General features: G+C 50.8%; 24 protein-coding genes. 12 read left to right on the top strand and 12 right to left on the bottom strand.

Annotated features, from left to right (window positions below; translation table 11 throughout):
* Positions 1-175 precede the first annotated feature (175 nt).
* The 3 genes from AB4876_RS08625 to AB4876_RS08615 all read left to right on the top strand — a co-directional run bounded on the left by AB4876_RS08625 (position 176) and on the right by AB4876_RS08615 (position 4,794).
* The gene (locus AB4876_RS08625; RefSeq protein WP_368381242.1) at positions 176-2,473 is read left to right on the top strand and encodes a TonB-dependent receptor; all 2,298 of its coding nucleotides are present in this window, start codon (positions 176-178) and stop codon (positions 2,471-2,473) included.
* Between the two features lie 250 nt (positions 2,474-2,723).
* The gene (locus AB4876_RS08620) at positions 2,724-3,590 is read left to right on the top strand and encodes a metal-dependent hydrolase (RefSeq protein ID WP_368381241.1); all 867 of its coding nucleotides are present in this window, start codon (positions 2,724-2,726) and stop codon (positions 3,588-3,590) included.
* A gap of 223 nt (positions 3,591-3,813) precedes the next feature.
* Positions 3,814-4,794 (top strand): CE1 family esterase, encoded by a 981-nt coding sequence (locus AB4876_RS08615; RefSeq protein WP_368381240.1) that lies wholly within the window; start codon positions 3,814-3,816, stop codon positions 4,792-4,794.
* Positions 4,795-4,811: 17 nt separating this feature from the next.
* On the opposite strand, the gene AB4876_RS08610 is transcribed toward AB4876_RS08615, so the two are convergent.
* From AB4876_RS08610 to AB4876_RS08575, 8 genes are all read right to left on the bottom strand, one after another.
* Positions 4,812-5,306 carry an MOSC domain-containing protein gene (locus tag AB4876_RS08610; protein ID WP_368381239.1) on the bottom strand — a complete coding sequence of 165 codons (495 nt, stop codon included), beginning with the start codon at positions 5,304-5,306 and terminating at the stop codon, positions 4,812-4,814.
* Positions 5,307-5,341: 35 nt separating this feature from the next.
* Positions 5,342-6,001 (bottom strand): TIGR04282 family arsenosugar biosynthesis glycosyltransferase, encoded by a 660-nt coding sequence (locus tag AB4876_RS08605; RefSeq protein WP_368381238.1) that lies wholly within the window; start codon positions 5,999-6,001, stop codon positions 5,342-5,344.
* Positions 5,994-6,692 (bottom strand): TIGR04283 family arsenosugar biosynthesis glycosyltransferase, encoded by a 699-nt coding sequence (locus tag AB4876_RS08600; protein WP_368381237.1) that lies wholly within the window; start codon positions 6,690-6,692, stop codon positions 5,994-5,996. The genes AB4876_RS08605 and AB4876_RS08600 overlap by 8 nt, the downstream gene beginning before the upstream one ends.
* 2 nt (positions 6,693-6,694) lie before the next feature.
* Positions 6,695-7,498 (bottom strand): DUF547 domain-containing protein, encoded by an 804-nt coding sequence (locus AB4876_RS08595; protein ID WP_368381236.1) that lies wholly within the window; start codon positions 7,496-7,498, stop codon positions 6,695-6,697.
* Between the two features lies 1 nt (position 7,499).
* On the bottom strand, positions 7,500-9,656 hold the full coding sequence (locus AB4876_RS08590) for a dihydrolipoyl dehydrogenase family protein (protein ID WP_368381235.1): 2,157 nt from the start codon (positions 9,654-9,656) through the stop codon (positions 7,500-7,502).
* Between the two features lie 242 nt (positions 9,657-9,898).
* Complete coding sequence (locus AB4876_RS08585; RefSeq protein WP_368381234.1) at positions 9,899-10,531, bottom strand: TetR/AcrR family transcriptional regulator; 633 nt, start codon at positions 10,529-10,531, stop codon at positions 9,899-9,901.
* Between the two features lie 212 nt (positions 10,532-10,743).
* Positions 10,744-11,157: an alternative ribosome rescue aminoacyl-tRNA hydrolase ArfB gene (gene arfB / locus AB4876_RS08580; protein WP_368381233.1), complete on the bottom strand. Its 414-nt coding sequence runs from the start codon at positions 11,155-11,157 to the stop codon at positions 10,744-10,746.
* Between the two features lie 209 nt (positions 11,158-11,366).
* On the bottom strand, positions 11,367-12,149 hold the full coding sequence (locus AB4876_RS08575; protein WP_368381232.1) for a sulfite exporter TauE/SafE family protein: 783 nt from the start codon (positions 12,147-12,149) through the stop codon (positions 11,367-11,369).
* Between the two features lie 199 nt (positions 12,150-12,348).
* On the opposite strand from AB4876_RS08575, the gene AB4876_RS08570 reads away from it, so the two are divergent.
* The 3 genes from AB4876_RS08570 to AB4876_RS08560 all read left to right on the top strand — a co-directional run bounded on the left by AB4876_RS08570 (position 12,349) and on the right by AB4876_RS08560 (position 13,868).
* Positions 12,349-12,507, top strand: coding sequence for a hypothetical protein (locus AB4876_RS08570; protein WP_368381231.1), 159 nt, complete (start codon positions 12,349-12,351; stop codon positions 12,505-12,507).
* 128 nt (positions 12,508-12,635) lie between these two features.
* The gene (locus tag AB4876_RS08565; protein WP_368381230.1) at positions 12,636-12,971 is read left to right on the top strand and encodes an Hpt domain-containing protein; all 336 of its coding nucleotides are present in this window, start codon (positions 12,636-12,638) and stop codon (positions 12,969-12,971) included.
* A 6-nt stretch (positions 12,972-12,977) separates the two neighbouring features.
* Positions 12,978-13,868: a GGDEF domain-containing response regulator gene (locus tag AB4876_RS08560; protein WP_368381229.1), complete on the top strand. Its 891-nt coding sequence runs from the start codon at positions 12,978-12,980 to the stop codon at positions 13,866-13,868.
* A 104-nt stretch (positions 13,869-13,972) separates the two neighbouring features.
* On the opposite strand, the gene AB4876_RS08555 is transcribed toward AB4876_RS08560, so the two are convergent.
* The 3 genes from AB4876_RS08555 to AB4876_RS08545 are packed head-to-tail and all read right to left on the bottom strand — an operon-like array spanning position 13,973 to position 15,631.
* Positions 13,973-14,644, bottom strand: a complete 672-nt coding sequence (locus tag AB4876_RS08555; RefSeq protein ID WP_368381228.1) for a ChrR family anti-sigma-E factor — start codon at positions 14,642-14,644, stop codon at positions 13,973-13,975.
* Entirely contained in the window at positions 14,641-15,204 is a 564-nt protein-coding gene (locus tag AB4876_RS08550; protein ID WP_368381227.1) for a sigma-70 family RNA polymerase sigma factor, read from the bottom strand. Before AB4876_RS08550 ends, AB4876_RS08555 begins: the two co-directional genes overlap by 4 nt.
* A 22-nt stretch (positions 15,205-15,226) precedes the next feature.
* Positions 15,227-15,631, bottom strand: coding sequence for a DoxX family protein (locus tag AB4876_RS08545; protein WP_368381226.1), 405 nt, complete (start codon positions 15,629-15,631; stop codon positions 15,227-15,229).
* A gap of 130 nt (positions 15,632-15,761) precedes the next feature.
* Between AB4876_RS08545 and AB4876_RS08540 the strand changes: the two genes are divergently transcribed.
* The 5 genes from AB4876_RS08540 to AB4876_RS08520 all read left to right on the top strand — a co-directional run bounded on the left by AB4876_RS08540 (position 15,762) and on the right by AB4876_RS08520 (position 20,281).
* Positions 15,762-16,772 carry a cysteine synthase A gene (locus AB4876_RS08540; protein WP_368381225.1) on the top strand — a complete coding sequence of 337 codons (1,011 nt, stop codon included), beginning with the start codon at positions 15,762-15,764 and terminating at the stop codon, positions 16,770-16,772.
* A gap of 51 nt (positions 16,773-16,823) precedes the next feature.
* The gene (locus tag AB4876_RS08535; protein WP_368381224.1) at positions 16,824-18,062 is read left to right on the top strand and encodes a cytochrome P450; all 1,239 of its coding nucleotides are present in this window, start codon (positions 16,824-16,826) and stop codon (positions 18,060-18,062) included.
* Positions 18,063-18,155: 93 nt separating this feature from the next.
* Complete coding sequence (locus tag AB4876_RS08530; protein WP_368381223.1) at positions 18,156-18,728, top strand: LemA family protein; 573 nt, start codon at positions 18,156-18,158, stop codon at positions 18,726-18,728.
* A gap of 15 nt (positions 18,729-18,743) precedes the next feature.
* Positions 18,744-19,619, top strand: coding sequence for a GIDE domain-containing protein (locus AB4876_RS08525; RefSeq protein ID WP_368381221.1), 876 nt, complete (start codon positions 18,744-18,746; stop codon positions 19,617-19,619).
* Positions 19,620-19,675: 56 nt separating this feature from the next.
* Positions 19,676-20,281, top strand: a complete 606-nt coding sequence (locus AB4876_RS08520) for a TetR/AcrR family transcriptional regulator (protein ID WP_368381220.1) — start codon at positions 19,676-19,678, stop codon at positions 20,279-20,281.
* 34 nt (positions 20,282-20,315) lie between these two features.
* Here AB4876_RS08520 and AB4876_RS08515 read toward each other — a convergent pair whose 3' ends face one another.
* Positions 20,316-20,774, bottom strand: a complete 459-nt coding sequence (locus AB4876_RS08515) for a DUF2489 domain-containing protein (protein WP_368381219.1) — start codon at positions 20,772-20,774, stop codon at positions 20,316-20,318.
* A gap of 122 nt (positions 20,775-20,896) precedes the next feature.
* Between AB4876_RS08515 and mtnA the strand changes: the two genes are divergently transcribed.
* Positions 20,897-21,949, top strand: coding sequence for an S-methyl-5-thioribose-1-phosphate isomerase (gene mtnA, locus AB4876_RS08510; protein ID WP_368381218.1), 1,053 nt, complete (start codon positions 20,897-20,899; stop codon positions 21,947-21,949).
* Position 21,950 lies beyond the last annotated feature (1 nt).

Below are 21,950 nucleotides of genomic sequence, written 5' to 3'. Positions count from 1 at the left end.
CAACAGACGCTCATTTTGCATTGACACACACCACTATTGACTCTAAGATCAATAAATGCTTTCATTGAATCAGCATAAATAAGATATCAATAGGCATGCTTGAGAGTTCTGCAAAAACGCGAAATTCTTGTAGTTACTAAATATAACAATCTCATTAAGTGGGGATTTCTATACAATGAAAAGCAATTATATAATGACGTTTTTAATGACGTTACCGTTTATATTGGGGGGAACAGCTTATGCTCAAGACAGCAACCCCGCCAACGAAAAAAAGAAGAGCAATCGGCAACTAGAGGAAGTTGTAGTTACAGCTCGTAAACAAACAGAAAACCTTCAAGATATTTCTGCCAGCCTGACCGCACACACAGGTGCAGCCCTCGACGCTATGGGGGTTTCTGACATTAAAGACTTAATGAACGTAACGCCCGCTTTAACAGTTACCGAAATGGCCGCATATAGCTTAATATTTATCCGCGGCGTAGGTTCCGATTCATTCCAAGGTCCAATCGACTCGAGTGTGGCGACTTACATTGATGGCCTATACATTACGCTAACTTCCAATCAGGCCCAGTCCCTCGGCAATGTACAGTCCGTAACCGTCTTAAAGGGACCTCAAGGTACACTGTATGGGCGTAATGCTGTTGGCGGCGCCATCGTTGTGGAAACAAAGAAGCCCAGCTTCGAAGAAGTTCAATCAAATGTTACTATCGAGGGTGGCAACTATAATTTATTGAAAGGGAAGGTACATTTATCAGGCCCCGTCGGCGATAATTTTGCCTTAGGACTTTCAGGGTTATACACCAACCGGGAAACGTATATGATCTATACGCCCGACCCTTCGCAAAAGCACTTAGACTATGACGATCGCGGCGTTAAAGCAGAAGCTCGCTGGGCTCCTACTGACTGGTTAGAAATTAATGCCAGCCATTACAATATCCGCCACAGCTCAGGTGACTCAGCCCCATTAACCAACGATACACCATCCCCGCTATTTGCGGCGGTGCTGACCGCTAACCCAGACCCATGGGAAACTGGCGTAGGAACAGAAGTTTACACAGAAATGGAGTCTCAGGCATCCAAGCTTGAATTCGATATTTCAAATCAGTACTTCAATACCAAGGCAATTTTCGGACACTCAGAAGCCACAAGCGGCGTTTACTGGGATTACGATATGGCCTACGAAAAATTACTAATTATTGAGGCGATCCCAAACACCGCTGAAACTGACTCAATCGATATCTCGTTTACCAGCTCCGACTGGGGGCCATCATGGTTAAGCTGGATTGGCGGTATTTATATCGAGGACACCTACAAAGACCAAACAACTCCAATCTACGTTGATGGTCTTACACTCGGCCAGCAACTTGCCGGCCTAGATCCAAACCTACTTGACGGCTTGGTAAAATCGTTAGGCCTAGGAGCGCTGGGCCTTACTGGACTGCCTGCAAACCCGATACACCTACTTCTTTATGGCGGTGTAGAAACAGACGCAAAAGCTGCTTTCGCGGAGTTTAATATCGACGTTACCGATTACATCTCCGTTAAGTTTGGTGGTCGCTATTCAGATGAAACACGAGTCATCCCGATATCTACTGTTGATGCCCGCGTGCAAAATTTACCTATTCTTGGAACGACTGATTGGGTAAGAGCATTTGACTACGACGAGGATAGTGCAACTTGGACTGATTTCACTCCAAGCTTTGGTATAAACTTCGATTTATCTGACGACGCCATGGTCTATTACAGCTACACCACGGCGTTTAAGAGCGGGAACTTTAATGGACTTAATATCAATGCGCCCCCATCGAGAATTGAACCTGAAGAAGCTGAATCACACGAAATTGGCGTCAAGTCTGATTGGTTAGACGGTAGCCTGCGGATAAATGCTGCTTTATTCTCTACAACTGTTGAAAATGGCCATGCTCAAATTCTGTCTTTAACAAGCGGTGGTGTAACCCGTCTTGAAAATGCAGCTGAATACACCATTGGCGGTGGTGAATTAGAAGTAACGTACAACACACCGATTGATGGTTTAGTCGTTAATTTTTCTGGCACCTGGCTTGATGGCACATATGATGACTACGAATGCACAAACTTCGATCCTGAAACTGGCTTAGAGGGAACGTATGACTGCTCTGGCAACACCACCATTCGAACAGCTGATTTCGCTGGCGTAGTAGATATAAGTTATCGCTTCGATATTAGTCGCTTTGAAAATGAATTAGGCCTGGGTGCATACTATAATTCCGGATTCTGGTTTGATCCAACAAACAACGTACCCGAAGAAGAGTACACAAAGGTTAATGCAAGATTTAGCATTAGAGACTCTGAAACAAACATGAAGCTATACGGCTGGGGCTCCAACCTAACCAACGAAGTTAGTCACATGCAGCGTTTCCGTCAAGACTTTGGTGTTGGTGAGTCTTACGCTCGTCCACGCATGTGGGGTGTAGGTCTCGAATGGGAATACTAAACCCAGACATATAAATGGATACATTCTAGCCCGCAATTGCGGGCTTTTTTATACCACACCACTTTAAATTATGAGTGTCACGCCCCTTTTTTTTCGCCCCACCTCCGTCCCAGCTTCAAAGTACTAGCGCCCTTTTACCTCAGGTTTAACTCGATAGACAATAGGATATACATTTTATTGACTCCAAGATCAATAAAATGTATATTACTCAAACTCGCCGCCACAGCAACATCAAATAAAGAGGTGCCCCATGAACATCAAACCTGAAGCGCGCAAAATAGACGTCGACTTTTCCGACGCCCGAATTGACTGGATCCCAAACGATCCAGAGCTAGCGCAATTCTGGAACGCGGTAAGCATTGGGTTACCACTGCTTGAAGGTTATTTGATTCGCGCCCTTGCTAAAGCTAAAAAAATGCTTCCAGAAGGCAGCGATGCTCTGTACGCAGATTGTGAATTATTTTGCCAGCAAGAAGCTAACCACTCTAAAACCCATATGAAGTACAACGATATGGTGCGGGCTACGGGCTTTTACCCAGAAATGGATAAATATACTGATCGCCTAAAAGCTGACTACGAGCGCTTTGACAAAAATTACGGCCTGCGCCACGCCATGCTATACGCCGAAGGCTTTGAAACTGCCGGCCCAATTTTCGCGTCTTACTTTTTAGTACAGGCCAATAAGCGCCTTAAAGATCAAGATGTAGACCTAATCACCCTGTCGCTGTGGCGGTGGCACTTGTCAGAAGAATTCGAACACCGCAGCTGCGCATTTAACGTAGTAGAAGCACTTTACGGCACTTATTGGGGACGTCTTGGCGGCATAATTAAAGCCACTTCGCACCTCATCGGCTTTGCTGTTCCACTAAGTGAATACATGCTAAAAGAAGATATTAAAGCCGGTCGAGTTAATGCTGGCTTTAAAGGCTTCGTTCGTAAATTTAAGTCTTACTCAGGCATGTTTTTCTTTATAGGGCCACGCATATTACGTGCCTTTAGCCCTTGGTATAATCCCAAAAATCTTAAAGAACCTAAGGGTTGCGAAGCGGTACTAACCATTGCCTCAGAAACCCTGAATTTGAATACAATGGCGGCGCGCGCTCGCGAGACGGTTTAAATCAGTTTGGCGTGACGCTTAAGTCACACTAGCAAAAAAGCCGGCTTGCACGCCGGCTTTTTTGCATCTGCACTCCCCAACTCCCCAACTCCCTGCAAGCTTCTTAGATATAAGGCTATAATTTCGCTACTACTTGCCGGCACAGCTCTGCTAGGTGAAATTAACCCCGCAGCGAAGCTGAGTTACTAAAAACTAGACCACTAGCGATCATCAGGAAAACCTCTTGTTAAATACCAAAATACGCTATTTAAGCTTAACGCTACTTATTCTATGCGGACTAGCCAGTGTATTTTACTACATGTATTCACCACCAATTGCAGTGCCGAAGCAAAGCGGTGAGTTACAAGAAGTTCAAACTCAAATTGGCGATTTACAACGCAGCTACAGCCTATACATTCCGGCCAATCTCCCTGACCACGCGCCACTGGTATTCATGCTTCACGGTTCGCTGCAATCAGTGGCGGATATCCGCGAGTTCAGTGGCTACCAGTTTGAACAACTCGCCAGCCAACACGGCTTTGTACTTGCCTATCCCGCAGGATATGAAAACAATTGGAATGATTGCCGTAAAACTGCCAGCTACTCGGCCCGTACCGAGCATATCGATGATATAAGTTTTATTGAAGCCATCAGCCTTCAAGTACACCAGCGGCTAAACACCGACCTGAACCAAACCTTTGTCGCAGGCTATTCAAGTGGCGGCCAACTCGGTTTTCGTCTAGCCCTTGAGCGCCCCCAAAGTATCGCCGGTATTGCCGCGATTGCCGCAAATTTACCGGCGACCCATAATCTCGATTGCAGCGAGTCTGGTGTCGCCGTTCCTGTTCTCATCATGAACGGCACTGAAGATCCGATTAATCCATACTACGGCGGCCAAGCATCACTTTTTGGCTTTGGCAAACGCGGTGACGTCAAGTCTGCGGTGACCAGCGCTGAATATTTTGCGCATCTGGCCGGCTATAGCGGTGGCCCAACCGAAATTAAAAATTTTAAAAACACTCAAGCCAGCGACCCAACAAGTACCAAATACTACGCCTGGCGGGATCGCGGTCATCCAGAGGTTATTCTCTACACCATCACCGATGGTGGCCACGTGATCCCCCAACAGGCTTACCGCCCCATGCGACTGCTGGGCAAAACAAGCGTGGAAATTAATGGACCAGAAGAGATTTGGGCTTTTTTTGCGCGGCAAATACCCAAGTAATACTCTGCGCGCTGTGTTTAATAGAGACTGAGCTGGCGTTCGCGATACTCGCCAGGGGGAATATGCACAACAGGGTCACCGCAGCGAATATTGCCGGACTCGACAATTTTTGCGCACAGCCCACCAAAACCACACATTGCCACCATACCGCCCGCACCCAAGGCGGCTTCCATTTGCCAACAAGGGGGACACAGGGCAGTAGCCTGAAACACCGCCTCGCCTATTTGAAAATACTGGTGACGCAGCGCATTAAGATTTAGCCCCGACACCACGATATTTCGACGCAACAGCGCAACCGAAACGGTGTCGCGGCCAAGATTATCCGCGATCGACTGGATAAACTCGCTGCTAATAATAGTCACTTGACGCCCGGAGCCCTTGCTACCCACCATTCGGCGATCACCCTTCAAGCCCCAATCTGCCAGTGCCAAGACCTGCTCGACCACCACCATTGGCGCTTTGCGCTCTGGGCGCAGACCAATCCACTCCAGTCGACCCCGCCGACTATTCATCGCAGGTATTCACAGGCGGTATCTATTGACGCTATTCATGACCGGTACTCTGGCCAATCTGCAGGTAAATATGCGAGGTCGGCGGCCTCATCAATGTCGTGTACGGCGGGCCGCTCTACAAGAACCATCGCGCAAGCTGCCAAACGCTGACGAGTAAGGCTAGCCACACGTTCCGTGCTCCACGGCATATCCGCAAACAAACTAGACAAATAGCGCCGCACACCGAGCAAAGCATAGCCTCCGTCAACACTGGGAATCATCACACTGTCGTGACTAAGCAGATTCTCGGCTGCCCAATGCAAACTTGTTGCCGTAAGCTCAGGGCAGTCGCTTCCGATCAAAATAACGCCATCGGCACGTTCAAGACCATGACTTACACCAGTAGCCATTCGGGCTCCTAAGTCCCCCTCACACTGCCTAAAAATGGCCATCTCGGCGGGAATATCTACGCCACACCAATCTGCGGACACGATATTTGGCGATGCCCATAACTCGGCGGTCAATGTGTAGTCCGCAACGGGCTGGACCAACGCCTGCCGGCATTCATTCAATGTTTTGGCCAACATCTGCGCGGCTAGAGATGCTGCCGCCTCTTCGCCAAGTGCGGGAATCAAACGTGTTTTTACCCGACCGGCAACGGGAGCCTTGGCAAATAATTGCACCACTATTCGCGGTAACGGCGCGATCTTAGTCATAGCGACTCGCCAATTGCTCGGCGGGAACACCGCGCCAATAGAGATAGCGCAGTCGCCACATTAAAAGAATGGTTCGCCAAATGCCTCGCTTCTGCCAACGCCGCCCCGAAGTTTCGACTTTATTGCGCAGACAAACCGGCGCCTCTCGGTCCCGCAGCAAGGCAGACAGCGCAATATCCTCCATTAGCGGCTGATCAGGAAAACCGCCCGCTTCAATAAAGGCGGTCTCGCGCACAAAAATGCCCTGGTCACCAGTCGCAATACCACTGAGCCGCGAACGCCAATTCATAAACCATGCAATAACTTTGAACATTGGGGCATCGCCGCGAATACGAACGTCAAAACGCCCCCACAGACCACTTTGCAAAGCGGTGATCACTCGCGAAAACGCCCAGTCGGGCAACTGAGTGTCGGCGTGTAAAAACAAGAGATAAGAACCTGCTGCGGCCGCAGCACCAAAGTTCATTTGCCGTGCCCGCCCCTGCGGACCAGCTAGCACCCGAAAGGGACTGGCAGCAATTAAACCTACTGAGTTATCACTACTGCCACCATCAACAAAAATAATTTCAACGCCGACTTCGCTCTGTTCACACAGCACCATTAATTCAGTTAACAATTCTGGTATGACGCCGGCCTCATTAAGTACCGGTACGATCACCGAAAGTACGACATCCGAGTCGCTCAAACTCATATCTATTCACCCACATCGTTCAGGGCCCAATCATAATCACTGTAGGCTATGGCAAGCTTCCCGGAAATAAGTTGTGCCTTTTCGGCATCACTTAAGCCCAAGGCCTTAGCATAAATAGCCAAGTAGGCGCGCAGGGAGGTAGCTCCCTGCCAGCCTTTGCTAAAGTCTTGTACATACCATTTAAAAATCGGCGACACCACCAGCACACCGTTCACCACACCATTGCGCCGCCGATCACTTAAAAAATTGCGACTGACTGTATCTAACTGACTCTCTAAGGTCTCCGCTTTATACGCCCTGTTCAATAAAGCTGGACAGCCTATACTGGCGCAATTCACTGCGAAATGAATACGGGGTTCTCCGTAACGGGCGGTACCGCGAATCAAGTTATGTTCGATATCGTCAAGACTGCGGGTTTCGCCGAGCAAGGGTATAAAACGTTTAGACCACGGCGAAGACCAAAAAAAGCCAATGTCTTTAATGGAATCTAATTTTGGATAGCGCGACAAAATCAGTTTTACCGTCCACGCATTATAGGCGTTGATTAAAAATGCGAGCTGAGCGTCGTCAGACCAGCTGTCAAAATTCGGCTGACTAACATTACTGAGCCGCGCCACATAGCTGTTTAATGCCGCCTCATTTTTCTTAAAGCCGGCGTAATCAACCCGACTTTGCTGCCCCTTAGGTCCCATTTGCACGTGATCTTGCAGCAGTTGATTCCACTGGCTATGAGAAACATCCGCCGCATTCAGCGCTGGGCATACCGCTAGTAATACTAAGTAAACTACGCGTGTCAGCGACCTCATATCACCCCCTACGCCATTGATGAAAAGCCCGTAGATATTTATACGCCCATTCCGGCGCATGGGCTTTTTGCCACTCACCGGCCACGTATTTATTAGCCTCACTCATGCTGGGATAGCTGTGAATGGTGCCGAGAATTTTTTTCAGGCCCAGACCGTGCTTCATCGCTAACACGTATTCGGCAAGCAGTTCACCCGCTTGCGCACCGACAATAGTCACGCCAAGGATGCGATCTTTACCCGGCACGGTAAGTACTTTAATAAAGCCCTCGGCTTGGCTGTCGCAAATAGCCCGATCTAAATCATCTATCCCGTAGCGGCTCACCTCAAAGGCAATGCCCTGCTCAGTCGCTTCGGCTTCACTTAAGCCCACCCTCGCCACCTCGGGGTCAACATAGGTTACCCAGGGAATAACAGAATAATCGGCCTTAAACTTCTTAAACCCGCCAAACAGGCCATTTACCGCCGCGTACCACGCTTGGTGCGCAGCGACATGGGTAAACTGATACGGCCCTGCCACATCGCCCGCAGCGAGAATATTGGGGTAGATGGTTTCTAAGTAGGCATTGGTTTTAACGGTGCGCGCAGTATCAATACCCAATGCCTCCAAACCATAGCCAGTCAGGCGGGCACTGCGGCCAACCGCGCAAATTAGGGTATCAAAGGCTATCGCCTCTTCTTCGCCGCCGGAATTCAGTACTACGAGCTGTTTTACGCCATTGTCTTGTTCACAGCGCAGCGCCTTGCTATTGCAGCGCACCTCAACGCCATCAGCGACGAGCGAGCGGGCCACTGCCGCCGCCACCTCGTCGTCCTCACGGATCATTAATCTTGGTAACATCTCCACTTGCGTCACCGCCGAGCCCAACCGCGCAAAGGCCTGGGCCAATTCACAACCAATTGGGCCACCGCCTAGCACCACTAAACGCCGCGGTGGCTCAGCTTGATCGGCCAGTGCATCCCACAATGTATCACTGCTCAAATAGCCGACCTCATCAAGCCCTGGCAGCGGCGGCACAGCCGGCTGGGCACCGGCGGCAATAATAATTGAACGGGATGTGAGTCGCTGACTACCGCCGGTGGTTAGAGCAATATCGACCGTCCACGGATCCACTAAGCTGGCATAACCAGCAATAACCTCCACCCCTAACTCGGTGTAGCGCTCAACACTGTCGTGGGGCTCAATTTGCGCGATCACGTTTTTAATTCTGGCCATGACCTTGCGAAAATCAACAACGGGCACATCACTACCAAGGCCATAAATTTCGCCGTGACGCCGCTGATTAACTAGCTTGGCGGTTTTAATGAGAGCCTTACTTGGCACACAGCCGTAATTTAGACAGTCACCGCCCAGTTTATGTGCTTCGATCAAGGTCACCCTAGCCTTTACTGCTGCGCCAATATAGGCGCTAACCAAGCCTGCCGCGCCACCACCAATCACAATCAAGTTGCGATCAAAATGCGCGGGTCGCGTCCAGCGCGCGTAAACCCGTCGCGCTTTAATAAAATCCAAAATCCACTTGGCAATGAACGGAAACACCCCCAGCAGCACAAACGAGCCGAGCAATGCCGGCGACAAAATACCTGACAAACTTTTTAAGTCGCTAAGCTGGCTCCCCGCATTCACATACACCAAGGTGCCTGGCAACATACCCAGCTGGCTAACCCAATAAAAATGGCGGCCCTTAATTGGGCTTAGCGCCATCAACATATTTATGAGAAAGAAAGGGAAAACCGGCACCAGGCGCAAGCTAAACAAATAGAAAATACCGTCGCGCTCAACACCATCATTGATCGCTTTTAAGCGATCACCGAAGCGTTTTTGCACGCTGTCGCGCAGGATATAGCGCGTCATCAAAAAGGCCAGTGTCGCACCAACACTCGAGGCAAAGGAGGCGATCAGCATTCCCCAGCCTAAGCCAAAACTGGCGCCCACCAAAAGCGTCATCACCGCCGCGCCAGGCAGCGACAATGCAGCAATCGCAACATATGCTCCAAACAGTCCCGCTGCCAACACTAGCGGCCGGTCTAGGCGCAGTGCGGCAATCTCGGCCTGAATAGGCTTTATGCCCTCCAAACTCAGGTAGCGATCAACATCGGCAGCAAAAAAGCCGACAACACCCAACACAATCAAGCACAAGAGTAGTATTTTTGTTTTCATTAATAACTCGGTAATTCGGGCAAGGAATATCAATCCAAGCTAAAGATAGCAGTTAATTCGGATTAATAGGGGGTACGCAGCACATCGGTATTTAGATCCGGCGGCAAGATCGCCGCCGCGAGGCTTCATTATCATTTTAAATGAAGCGCAGACGGGCCGGGGCTGATAGGAAATAGCGCACCGTTAAGCGCTAGACGTACTTAACAGCGCCCGCGCAAACACAACAGCTAAGGTCAAAGAAATTAAGGGGCGATATAACCGGAAACCAAAGAGTGAATAGTTTTGTGAACAGTTTTCGGCGCGCTGCCACAAAAGCGCATATGCGCGATCGTATGCGCCATACCCAGCACTACTCTGGCGGCGTCGGCGGCTTGCAAATTTGGTGATATTGAATTGTCAGCACGGCCCTCTAATAGTAGTTTGCGCAGCGCCAACACTGTCGCAGTATAGAATTCCTGATACAGCTCCCAAATAAAGCCCTTGGTAAAACCGCTCCACTCCAACCAAATAGTGATATAGCTGCGATGGGTATCCACTGCTTGTGCGAACGAATTCAGCATGTCTTCAATACGCTCATGTGCGGGTAAATCAACATGCGTACGCACTAATACAAAGCCTTCTAACAGGAAGCGACGCACTTCCTTGATAACAGCTGATTGCAAATCTTCCATTGTCGGAAAATAATGAAATACGGTTGGACTGGCAACACCAGCAAGTTTGGCAATATCGGCATGAGTCGATTTTTCTATACCTTGAGTGGCAAACACATCTACCGCGCACAACAATATTTGCTGGCGCCTAGCCGCCGGCGACATTCGCTTAGCTCGCACCTTCACTTCGGTGCCGTTATTAGCTGCTTTCTTTTCCTTTGCCACCTGCCTACCTCTTTTCAATAATTAGCTTTACTGAGCGAAGCTATGCTCTGAGCTTATCCAAAGTATTTTATTACAAAAACAATACCTTAATCACCTATGTGGCGCATATATCGCGCACATCTAGCAGCAATATGCTGATGTAGACTATACAGGGAATTTTTTGCAGTGTTTGAAATATCCGCACGTTACTACAGCCAAGCAACGGCCAAGTTTTATAGTACAGGCTTGCCCCGCAACGACTTAGTTCGCCCACGCTTAACTTTTTTGTCAACTCGTCGCAATTGCGAGCCCTTGGTTGGCCTAGTTGGGCGGCGACTCTTTTTTATCACCGTGGCAGCCAAGATCAAGTCCTTCAGGCGATCTAAGGCTTCTTGGCGGTTTTTCTCTTGGGTGCGGTGGCTCTGAGCCTTGATGACTATCACACCATCGGAGGTTATCCGCTGATCGCTTAAATTGAGCAAACGCTGCTTATAAAAATCGGGCAGCGAAGAATTCACCACATCAAAGCGCAGATGAATAGCGGTAGACACTTTATTGACATTTTGCCCGCCGGAACCCGTAGCCCGGATCGCGCTAATATCTAGCTCATCACTAGGGATGATGAGATGGCTGGAAAGACTAATCATATTAACTGCTCAACTACGCCGCGATGGCTTGGGTAATACTATGACTTAAACAACACGATGAATTCTTAGCACCCTGCCTGTTAACAATTACGAAGAATTAGAGCGCTATTATAGCAAGCCCTGAATGTGAAAATGCAGACCTAAGCCAACTTAGCGCTGCCCCGCGTACAAAAGCCGTCCAATCATCCGCTATTGAAACCCTAAACTCCTTAATCTTTGAGCAAGGCGAAGAGGCTCGCCACCAGCGTCATAACAAACAAAAACCATTTCAAGCCGCGCTGACTCGCCTTTAAGGCTATACGTACACCAATTTTTGCGCCGACAACCGAGCCGCAGGCAAGAATAATACCGGGCAGCCAAGCCACCAGCCCCTGCCAAACAAACACAGCCAAGGCCGCAACCGTTAACGCCGCCGTACACAGCATTTTTAAAGCACTGGTCTTCACTAAGTCGTAACGCAAACCACCCGCTAAGGCGGCAATTAATACAAAACCCACACCCGCTTGCACAAAGCCGCCATAAACCCCAGCAAAGAACAAACCCCAAATCGCCTTAGGACTTTCTTCAACCCGTTTGGCAGGGGTACCCAAGGGTGGCGCCACCACACTGGGCTTAACGAGGATAATTAGGGCCATTGTCACCATCGCCAACAACAGAGCGGGCTTCAAAAACTCGACCGGCGCAAACGCGGCTGCCACCGCACCAAACACCGAGCCAATTAAAACTGGCTTTAATACCCCCCAAATATCATCCCGCGCCAATTGGCCGTGGCGATCAAAATCCCGCACCCCACTCAGCGATTGCATCAATACCCCGACTCGGTTGGTGGCATTAGCCACATCGGCGGGCAAGCCCATTACCATCAGCGCTGGCAGGGTCAAATTCGAGCCGCCGCCAGCCAAGGTATTGATAAAGCCAGCCACCACGCCCACGACAAGCAATAGCAACACCAACCACGGGTTAAGTTCAGCCAAACCACTCGCATCTAACACTCTCGACCGCTCCAGAAGTTCATCTCAAGCACATTTCCACTCCACCGCCAAACCGCCCAATTACGATCACCGTATATGCATATATACCCATTCTGTAAGTATAAGCTCGAATCGTAGCCACACGTGATGTCGCTAAAATGAACTTCACATACCAGTTTCAGACTAACAATATGATTCACCCAGCTAGGCCGGAGGAACTATGAGCAACGCAAATAGCATCAATATTAGCATCCCACTTATTGGTAACATCGCACTGCTCGTCGCTACCGCATCGGCTACCCAGCTTAGTATTGGCGTCCTCCCCATGGTTGCGATAGGCGTCGCCCTAGCACTGTGCGTGACCGCCTTAAGCAATTGATCACAAAATCTACAGCCTAGCAAACACTCCCCCTGCGGGGCGATATTCCATATCAGACTGAAAGTTCTGGGAAAATGGTATAATATCCGATATCACGCCCCGATCATCTGTATAGGCACAAGGAAGATATGATACTGGATCCGCAACGCGTTCAGGATATTACACGGAACAAGGCCAGTCTTATTACCGCTATATCGCAACTGTTTCTAAGCGAGCTTCCTGCTATGATTGATAGTATTGAACTCCAAATGGAACAGGGTGACCCAAAAGCCTTATCCAATGCCGTACACCGACTTAAAAGCGCCCTCGGCAACTTTGCAAATACCAGCTATTATCAAGAAATCAGTGCACTAGAAAAAAGTGCACTAGAAGCAGATGCGCAGCAATGGCGGGCAAATTGGCTTACTGCGAAAGACAAGCTAGACACGCTGAGTACAGAACTAAAGCAGATGGCAGGACTATAACTCTCTATGGATGTACTGATTGTCGACGATGACGCAGTAACCCGACTCGCGCTTAGTGCCGCACTAGAAGAGTGGGGTTTTGTGCCCATCCTCGCCGAAAATGGCGAGAAAGCGTTAAAGAAGCTTGAAGTTGATACTGCGCCGCATCTACTTATTATCGACTGGTCGATGCCTGGCATGAGCGGCCCAGAGCTGTGCAAAACCATTCGCAAGCGTGAAGACGGTCAGTTCTTTTACATTCTGATGCTCACCGGCAAAGAAGGTAATGAAGCCATAATTGAAGCCATGGAAGCCGGCGCCGACGATTTCCTAAACAAACCCTTTGACCACCGTGTACTCAAAGTTCGCATTGCTGCCGGCAGCCGAATCGTTCGCCTAGAGCAAACATTGAATCAGCTCGCCTCCCGAGACGCCCTGACTCAGTGCTGGAATCGGCGCATGATTGACGAACTATTTACCACCAGCATCGCCGAGTCCGCCCGCAAGCGCAGTCCGTTTTCTATTATGGTTGTCGACATAGACCACTTTAAAGTCGTCAACGACACCTACGGCCACGCGGCAGGTGACGTCGCCCTAAAACACGTGGTAAATATCCTAAATACAAATCTGCGCGAGTACGATCAAGTTGGCCGCTACGGTGGTGAAGAATTCGTGATTTTACTCCCCGCCACCGATCAGAATGAAGCTTGGGGTGTCGCCGAGCGAGTGCGCTCCGCTATCCAGTTTCAGCCGACCTTAGTAGGGGACGACGTCAGCATTGACCTCACCGTTAGTATTGGTATCGCTCAATATGATCGCGGCCGCGACACCAATCAAAACACTTTTTTTGAACGCGCCGACCAGGCCTTATTTACCGCCAAGCGCTCAGGCCGTAATCGCATAGTCTGCGCAGATTAAGATCTGCGCAGGTAAAAAAATACTAGCTACCTGCTCTATCCAACATAGTATTCACACATAAAAACGGCAGCCGAAGCTGCCGTTTTTATGTGTATCACCAAGCACTACATCCCAACAATCGGCTGTATCAATCGCGCTAACCAGCCTTTAAACACAAGCGGCGCATCCATACCAGCCAGACAAATACAGTCTTCATCACTGTCAGCCATCGGCTGATGCTCAACTCCGACCTCAAGATCAGCGACATCCCCCCTATTAAACTTGCCCAAGCTATCGCTGTAACCACCACGTAGGATCATCGTTAGCTCGCTACCACCGTGCCCATGTACCGGCATTTTTTTACCCGCGCTTATCCGCAGCAAGCGCACGTCACCCTCACCGCAGTTAAGCACAATCTGTTTCAGGCCAGGAGCAATCGTCCGCTTCCACGGCAGAGCATCAAGATCATCTTGCTGCAGAACCCCTTGTAATAAACGTGGCACTGAGCTTTCCATGCTATTCACTATTACCGACTTAGGTTCTCGCCCTATTTCACCGCCAGCCTGCTGCTCATCTAAACGTGCAAACACGCTGTCTCGCGCGCGGTCAGATAGCGCCTGTGGCGACAAGGCCACCATCAGCTCAGCTCCCAGCGCCTCACCAGCGCTAACACCGGATCGGCACTGCCGGCAATATTGCAAATGACAGCCCACAACCAACGCCAAGCTTGCAGGCAGCGAACCAGCCGCATAGCTAAGCAAAGTCTCTTGAGTGGGATGATGTTCAATCTGGCTCATACGCCATCTTCTCCAAAATACTGACGGAAAGCTTTTATCGCCAGCCGCAAACTTGATTTCACGCTGCCCAGTGGCATTCCCGTTTCTTCAGCAATTTCACTGTGGCTTTTACCTTCGTAATAAGACTTGTAAACCACCTGCGCCTGATTTTGCGGCAGGGTATCTAACACCGCCCTCAAGCGGTCGCCATCGGCATTTAAGCGAACTTCATCGTCGACGGTTTCCGCTAAATTCTCGTCCGACTCATAGGCGACTCCTCGCTGCTTACGCAAGCGATCGATCCACAAATTTCTGGCCACCCGAAACAACCAAGTACTTACCGCCGCCTTGTCGCGGTTGTACAAGTGCGCCTTATTCCACAGCGCCAACAAGGCCTCTTGGGTGAGATCCTCGGCCATCGACGGCTCCGCCCCTTGACCCAATAAATAGGCATTTACTCGGGGTGAAAAATAATCAAACAGCAACATAAAGCTGTTTTTATCCCGCTCGCGGGCAATCTGGTCCATGCAATCAGCCCAGAATTCGCCACTGCGGACTTGCTCAACGGCAAGCTCTACCATCTATAAACCCCTTGTTAACTGTTTATACGTCGCTACTGCGAGCATGGATCAAGGTCTCTGCATTATCATTTGTCGACCACAATATAGCGGCAATTAATACAAACTGCAGTGGTATGCGCCACCACAAATACTCTGGGCCCATCGCTACGCCAGAGCTAGGGTCAACACTTAGTCCTTGGTATATATTGGCAGGCAGCACCAGTACGCAATAGATTGCCGCCAACCTTCCCGCCAACACACGCGGTTTAGGCCACAGCATGCCAACCACGATCAGCAGCTCCACGACGCCTGTAAACCACACAATCAACATCGGCCAGGGTAGCAACGGCGGAACAATGGCTGCAAATTCACTGGCAAAAAAAAAGTGACCTAATCCACCTAATAAAAAGACCACGCACACCAGAGAGCGCAGAATAAATTTCAACATAGACATCCCAATACATTCTTATTCGGCGCAAAGTATTACGCACTGCCTAGCATAGCACCATCTAATAATTAGCATTGCCGCTGCCGCCCCCCACCTATACCATTAGACTTGTAAAAAAACGGAGTAAATCATGTCGTTGCCCACATTTAAGTCTATGCCCGACCTTATTGGCGATACCCCGCTAATCTTGCTTAAGCAGGTGTCCGAACTCACCGGCTGTACCATTCTGGGCAAAGCAGAATTTTTAAACCCTGGCGGTTCTGTTAAAGACCGAACCGCACTAGGCATCATTCGCGACGCCGAAGCCAAGGGCACGCTGCGCCCAGGCGGCACCATTGTTGAAGGTACCGCCGGCAACACCGGCATTGGCCTAACCTTAATAGCCAACGCCCTCGGCTATCGCAGCGTGGTGGTCATGCCCTACAGCCAAAGCCGCGAAAAGATTGAATTACTCGATCTTTATGGCGCCGACCTGCGCCTCGTTCCCGCCACTAGCTATAGCGATCCCAACCACTATATTCACACTGCGCGGCGCTTAGCTGAAAGTCTCAATGAAACTGAGCCCAATGGCGCGATATGGGCTCGCCAATTTGACAATACCGCGAATACTGATATCCATGAACGCACCACTGGCCAAGAAATCTGGCAGCAAACCGGCGGTGAAATTGACGGTTTTATTTGCGCTGTGGGCACCGGCGGCACCTTGGCTGGCGTTAGCCGCGCCTTAAAAGCCCACAAGCCCAATATCACCATTGGCATTGCCGACCCCAAGGGTTCATCGCTCTACAATTATTTCACCAACGGTGAATTGCGTGGCGATGGTCGCTCAATAGCCGAAGGCATCGGCATCAGTCTGGTAACCGACAACTTACGCCTTGCCGCCGTTGACGAAGCATTTGAGGTTAGCGATGCCGAAGCACTGCCTTATATCTTTAATATGCTGCGCCACGAAGGCCTGTGTCTAGGCGGCTCCTCGGCAATCAATATTGCGGGGGCGGTACAATTAGCACGTAAACTCGGCCCCGGCCACACCATTGTGACCATACTGTGCGACTACGGCGACCGCTATAAAAGCAAGCTATTCAACCCCGTATTTTTAGAGAACATGGGCCTGCCAGCGCCGGACTGGACCCGTAATTAGGATCTATAACCAGCAAGCTCACACTAAGCCACTTAACCCAGAGACGCCATCATGTCGGAATGCCCCTTTGCCAACTTACTAAACCCCGACACTTATGCGAAGGGCATGCCCTACGAACTACTACGCCAGCTGCGCCAAGCTGGCCCCGTGCTCAAAATGGACGACCCCATTACCGGCGTGCCTTACTGGGCGGTGGTGGGCCACAAGGAGTTGGACTACGTTTCCAAGAACCCCGCGCTGTTCTCCTCGGCGCTGCGCAGCTCCTTTCCCATGGAGCACCCCCAAGACATGGTGGATTTCATTTTCAGCCATACCATTATTAATATGGACCCGCCACGCCACCAGAAAGTCCGCCGCATCGTACACGAAGCCTTCACCCCCAAGCGGGTCGACACTTATGAAGCCGCCTTTAGAGTGCATGCCAAACGTATTATCGACGCCGTAAGCCCGCGCGGTGAATGTGAGTTTGTCGAAGAAGTTGCCGCCGAATTACCGCTGATTGCCATACTCGAATTGCTTGGCGTTCCCCTCACTGACCGCAAACAGTTCTTTGAGTGGACCAACACCATGATCTACGCCGATGACCCCGACATGGCCACCAGCGAAGAAGACGGCCAAATCGCCGCTGGCGAGTGTATCAATTACGCTTTAAAACTTGCCGAGCAACACCGCCTTAACCCAATGAACAATATCACCGGCACCCTACTAGATGGCGATGTCGACGGCGTACCGATTTCAGAAGAAGATTTTGCGTGGATGTTTATTTTAATACTGGTCGGCGGCAATGAATCGACCCGTACGGTAATGTCGCAGGGTATGCGCTTACTCATGGAACACCCCGATCAACTAGCCTATTTAGCCGCCAACCCCGACAAAATTGCCGCCGCGGTTGACGAAATACTGCGTTACAACACCGCATTTACGCAAATGCGCCGCACCGCGACTCAAGATATTGCGCTGGGTGGACAAGCCATTAAAGCTGGCGACAAAGTGATTTTGCACTACCACGCCGTCAATCACGACGAGGCGGTATTTGGCGACGACGCCATGCAGTTTGATGTGCGCCGCGCCGAGCGCATGCCCAAACTCGGCCAGCAATTGCGCTCCTTTGGCATTGGCCAACATTTTTGCATAGGCTCGCACCTGGCCCGTCTAGAATTGTTGGTGATGTTTGAAGAGCTGATTCCGCGCTTGCGTAATGCTCAGCCCACGGGCGAGATTGAATATATCCGCTCTTATTTTGTTAACGGCATTAAAAAAATGCCAATTCGCTTTGATGCAGGTCTTTAAGACTAATATGAGCAATACATTTATTGCCACAACTATCGCCACTGGGACCTAAATCGCCCCGTACTAAAATTAAAATCAGCAAAGGAACCAGACATGGAAATCGGTCTCATCATCAGCCTTGGCATTGTTATTTTTAGTATTTTTTATATTGTCATGCTCTATAACGGCCTTGTGAGTCTTAAGCACAGCGTAAGCAAACACCTCGCTAACATTGACGTACTACTCAAGCAGCGCCACGACGAACTGCCCAAGCTTATCGAAACCTGCAAACAGTATATGAAGCACGAGCAGGAGACGCTAACCAAAGTCATTGCCGCCCGCCAGCAGGTCTCCGTCGCCCAGTCCAACCACGACATGGTCGCCCTCGGCCAAGCCGAAACGGGCATGCGCGCCGCCATGGGTCAACTGTTTGCGCTGGCTGAAAATTACCCAGACCTAAAAGCAGACAGCAGCTTTACCGCGCTACAAGAACGCATTTCGGCGCTGGAAAATGCCATTGCCGATCGCCGCGAGGTCTACAATGAAGCGGTCAACAATAACAACGTGCGCATCGAGCAATTTCCCGATGTCATCATTGCCCGCTGGTTCCGTTTTAAAGCCTTCGATCTGCTTAAATTTAAAAAAGAAGAACTGCGCGACGTCAACGTCAAATCCCTGTTTGATTAAGCACGGCAAATAAGCATGGCACTCGACTACTTGGCCTTAGGCATCAGCGGCGCCATAGCGCTGGGCTGCGGCTACGGCAGCCTCAGCAGCTTACTGGCCGCCCGCGTAATTGAAGACACACCAACCTCCAAAATTCGCTCAGCGCACCAAGGCTATGTGGAATTAATTGGTTTCGCGAAAGCTGGTCTCGGCAATATGCTGCTCAGTGGCCTGAGCCAAACCCCCTGTCTTTGGTATAAGTACAATATTGAGCGCTACGAATCCTCGGGAAAAAACAGCAGCTGGCGCAGCGTGGAGCGCAAAACCAGCGACCAGCCCTTTATGCTTAATGATGGCAGTGGCGACTGTGTGGTTTACCCAGATCGCGCCGACGTCAGTACTCAGCGCAAAAAAACGTGGAAAGGCAGCGAGCGACACCCAAGCGGCACTACCAGCAGCCACAGCTTATTTGGCAGTCGCTACCGCTATACCGAAGAAATACTCTGTGCCGACGACCTGCTCTACGTCATTGGCCAATTCGAAACCCGTAACCCACCGAGCAACAGTGAATTACAGCAGCGCGCAATGACGGAAATACTGAATGAATGGAAGCAAGATTACGATACGCTGGTGACGCGCTTCGATCGCAATGGCGACGGTGAAATAGACCTTCAAGAATGGGATTTAGTGCGCGCCGAAGCGCTGCGCAAAGCCCAGCGCGATATTAATAAACAAGCGCCGCAAAACCCAATACACACCATCAGCTATTCGCCCAGTCGTCGACAACCCTATATGATTGCCTGCTCAGAACCAGAATCGCTGAGCAAAGGTTTCCGCTGGCAGGCATTTTTTTTGCTGCTCGCCAGCGTAGCGGGAACCACTGCATTTGTTTGGCAGATACTTCAAGCGTAGTTCACCTATTAGAGCCAAAACCGGCTCACCTAAATTTGTATAAGAAGGACAGTACAATGGCCACCCGCCGCAACACCAAGCAACGCATACTCGACATCGCCGAGAACCTGTTTGCCCAGCAGGGCTTTGCAGCAACTTCTGTGAGTGAAATTGCCGCGCAGGTTGGCATTAGCAGCCCCGGCATTTACAAGCATTACAGCAATAAATTTGCCATTTACGAGCAGGTTTGTGAGCGCTTATTTACGCCGCTGGCGGAAGCGACCCAAGGCATGGCAACCGACGCCGACTTTACCGACACCCGTCAGCAAATTTATCAAGTTATGTCATTACTCGCGAGCAAGCCCAATACCGCGCGCATTGTTCAGCACGCCACCCTCGCCAAAGACGAAACCTTGGATTTATTGAGTGACCGCTGGTACCGCCAGTTTTTCGCCTCGATCAGCGACCCCGCCGAAAATCCAGACAAAGGCTGGATTGACGTGCCCACCGCGATGGCCTTTCACTGTATGATTTTAGGCTATGTGACCTTGGCACCGCTGCACCACTCTATTTTTGGGGTAGATCCATTGCAGCCCGAGCAGCTTGAGGCCCAACTGCAATTTCAGCAGAACTTGGTTAACGGTTTAAATCAATTAATGCGTCAGCAAAAAAACGCTGAATAGGCGGACACCCTATTATTCTGGTGCATTCGTCTCCCTAACGTAGAGTGCAAAGATGCCCAGCAGCAGTGTGTATCTTGTCGCTATAACTTGCTTCTAGTAGCGCCATCTCAGCACTATAAGTCGCCCGCTGCTCGCTGCTAAGAGCCTTCCAATCGCGATGTGTTGGGATATGTGCCAGCGCCGCGGCCATTTCGGTAAAAACTGCGATATCGTCAGCAAATGCTGCTTCGACTTGCGCTGTCTCTGCCAAAACGGCAACCCGCAATGCCAGTTCGCTGGCACCAAGCTGACCGCCCACGTAGCTTCGAGCCAGAATCGAAATACCCTGCCGCGCTTCAAGGCCCTGCTCCGCAGCACCGCGTTCATACTCGGCGCGCTCCCTGTTTTCGCGCTGGGTCTGCTCACGCAAACGCCATAACAGGCGGATTGCCACTGCTGCCAGCACCAAAACCACTAGACTAGCCGCAAGTAGCCAAACTCCGTATTCCGCCATTACTGTCTCCGCCGTGTATTATTTGCCCATTAAGCCGCCATTCTGACATCCACAGCGCCAAACGCCTAGGAGCGCGGCCGGCTCTGCCTTATAATTGCCGCCCCGAAAAACGGAGGCACCAAGTGACAAGCCCCAGCGCAATTAAATGGTCGGCAAATCAATTAGCCTTGCTCGATCAACGCATTTTACCCAATCGCATCGACTATATCTCGTATAGCGAGCCGCTGGCTGTAGCCGACGCCATTCGCAGCATGGTGGTTCGCGGCGCCCCAGCCATTGGCATTGCCGCCGCTTACGGCATGGCCTTAGCTGCCCAGCAGTTTGCAAATAAACCCATGGCAAATGCCGCCGACTGGAAGCAGGCTTTACAGCCTGCGCGCGCGGCCCTCGCCGATTCCCGCCCCACCGCGGTTAATTTATTTTGGGCCTTAGAACGCTGTGACCGCGCCATTGAAGAGCATGGCAGCCGCGATTTAGTCACCGCGCTATGCCAATTAGCCGAGCAGATTCACGCCGAAGACATCGAAATTAATCAGCGCATTGGCGATTTTGGCGCCAGTTTAATTCCTGCAAACAGCATTGTGTACACCCACTGCAACGCGGGCGCGCTCGCCACCGGCGGCTATGGCACTGCGCTGGGTGTGATTCGCTCGGCCCATCGCGACGGCCATATTCGCGGCGTTATTGCCGGCGAAACCCGGCCGTGGCTGCAGGGCGCACGACTCACTAGCTGGGAGTTGATGAGCGACGGCATTCCGGTAACCTTGGCAATTGAAGGTGCAGCCGCTCACCTAATGCGCGAGCAGCGCCCCAGCTGGATAATTGTCGGCGCCGACCGAGTGGCCGCCAATGGCGACGCTGCCAATAAAATCGGCACCTATAATTTAGCCATCATCGCCAAATACCACGGCGTAAAAGTGATGGTTGCCGCGCCCACCAGCACCTTCGACGCGACCATAGACGGCCCGCAAATCCCCATTGAACAGCGGCCCAGCGAAGAGATCAGTCACAGTTTTGGCCAGCGCATCGCGCCAGAAAATGTGGCAATTGCCAATCCCGCTTTTGACGTAACGCCAGCCGATTTAATCGATGCTATCGTTACCGAACACGGCATTATTCATCAACCCGACCGCGCCAAAGTACTGGCCCATTTGCAAGCGGCGGCGCAACAGTAAA

This window comes from Zhongshania guokunii (genome assembly GCF_040892635.1).
Classification (GTDB): domain Bacteria; phylum Pseudomonadota; class Gammaproteobacteria; order Pseudomonadales; family Spongiibacteraceae; genus Spongiibacter; species Spongiibacter guokunii.
This window is presented reverse-complemented; position numbering and strand designations above follow the sequence as displayed.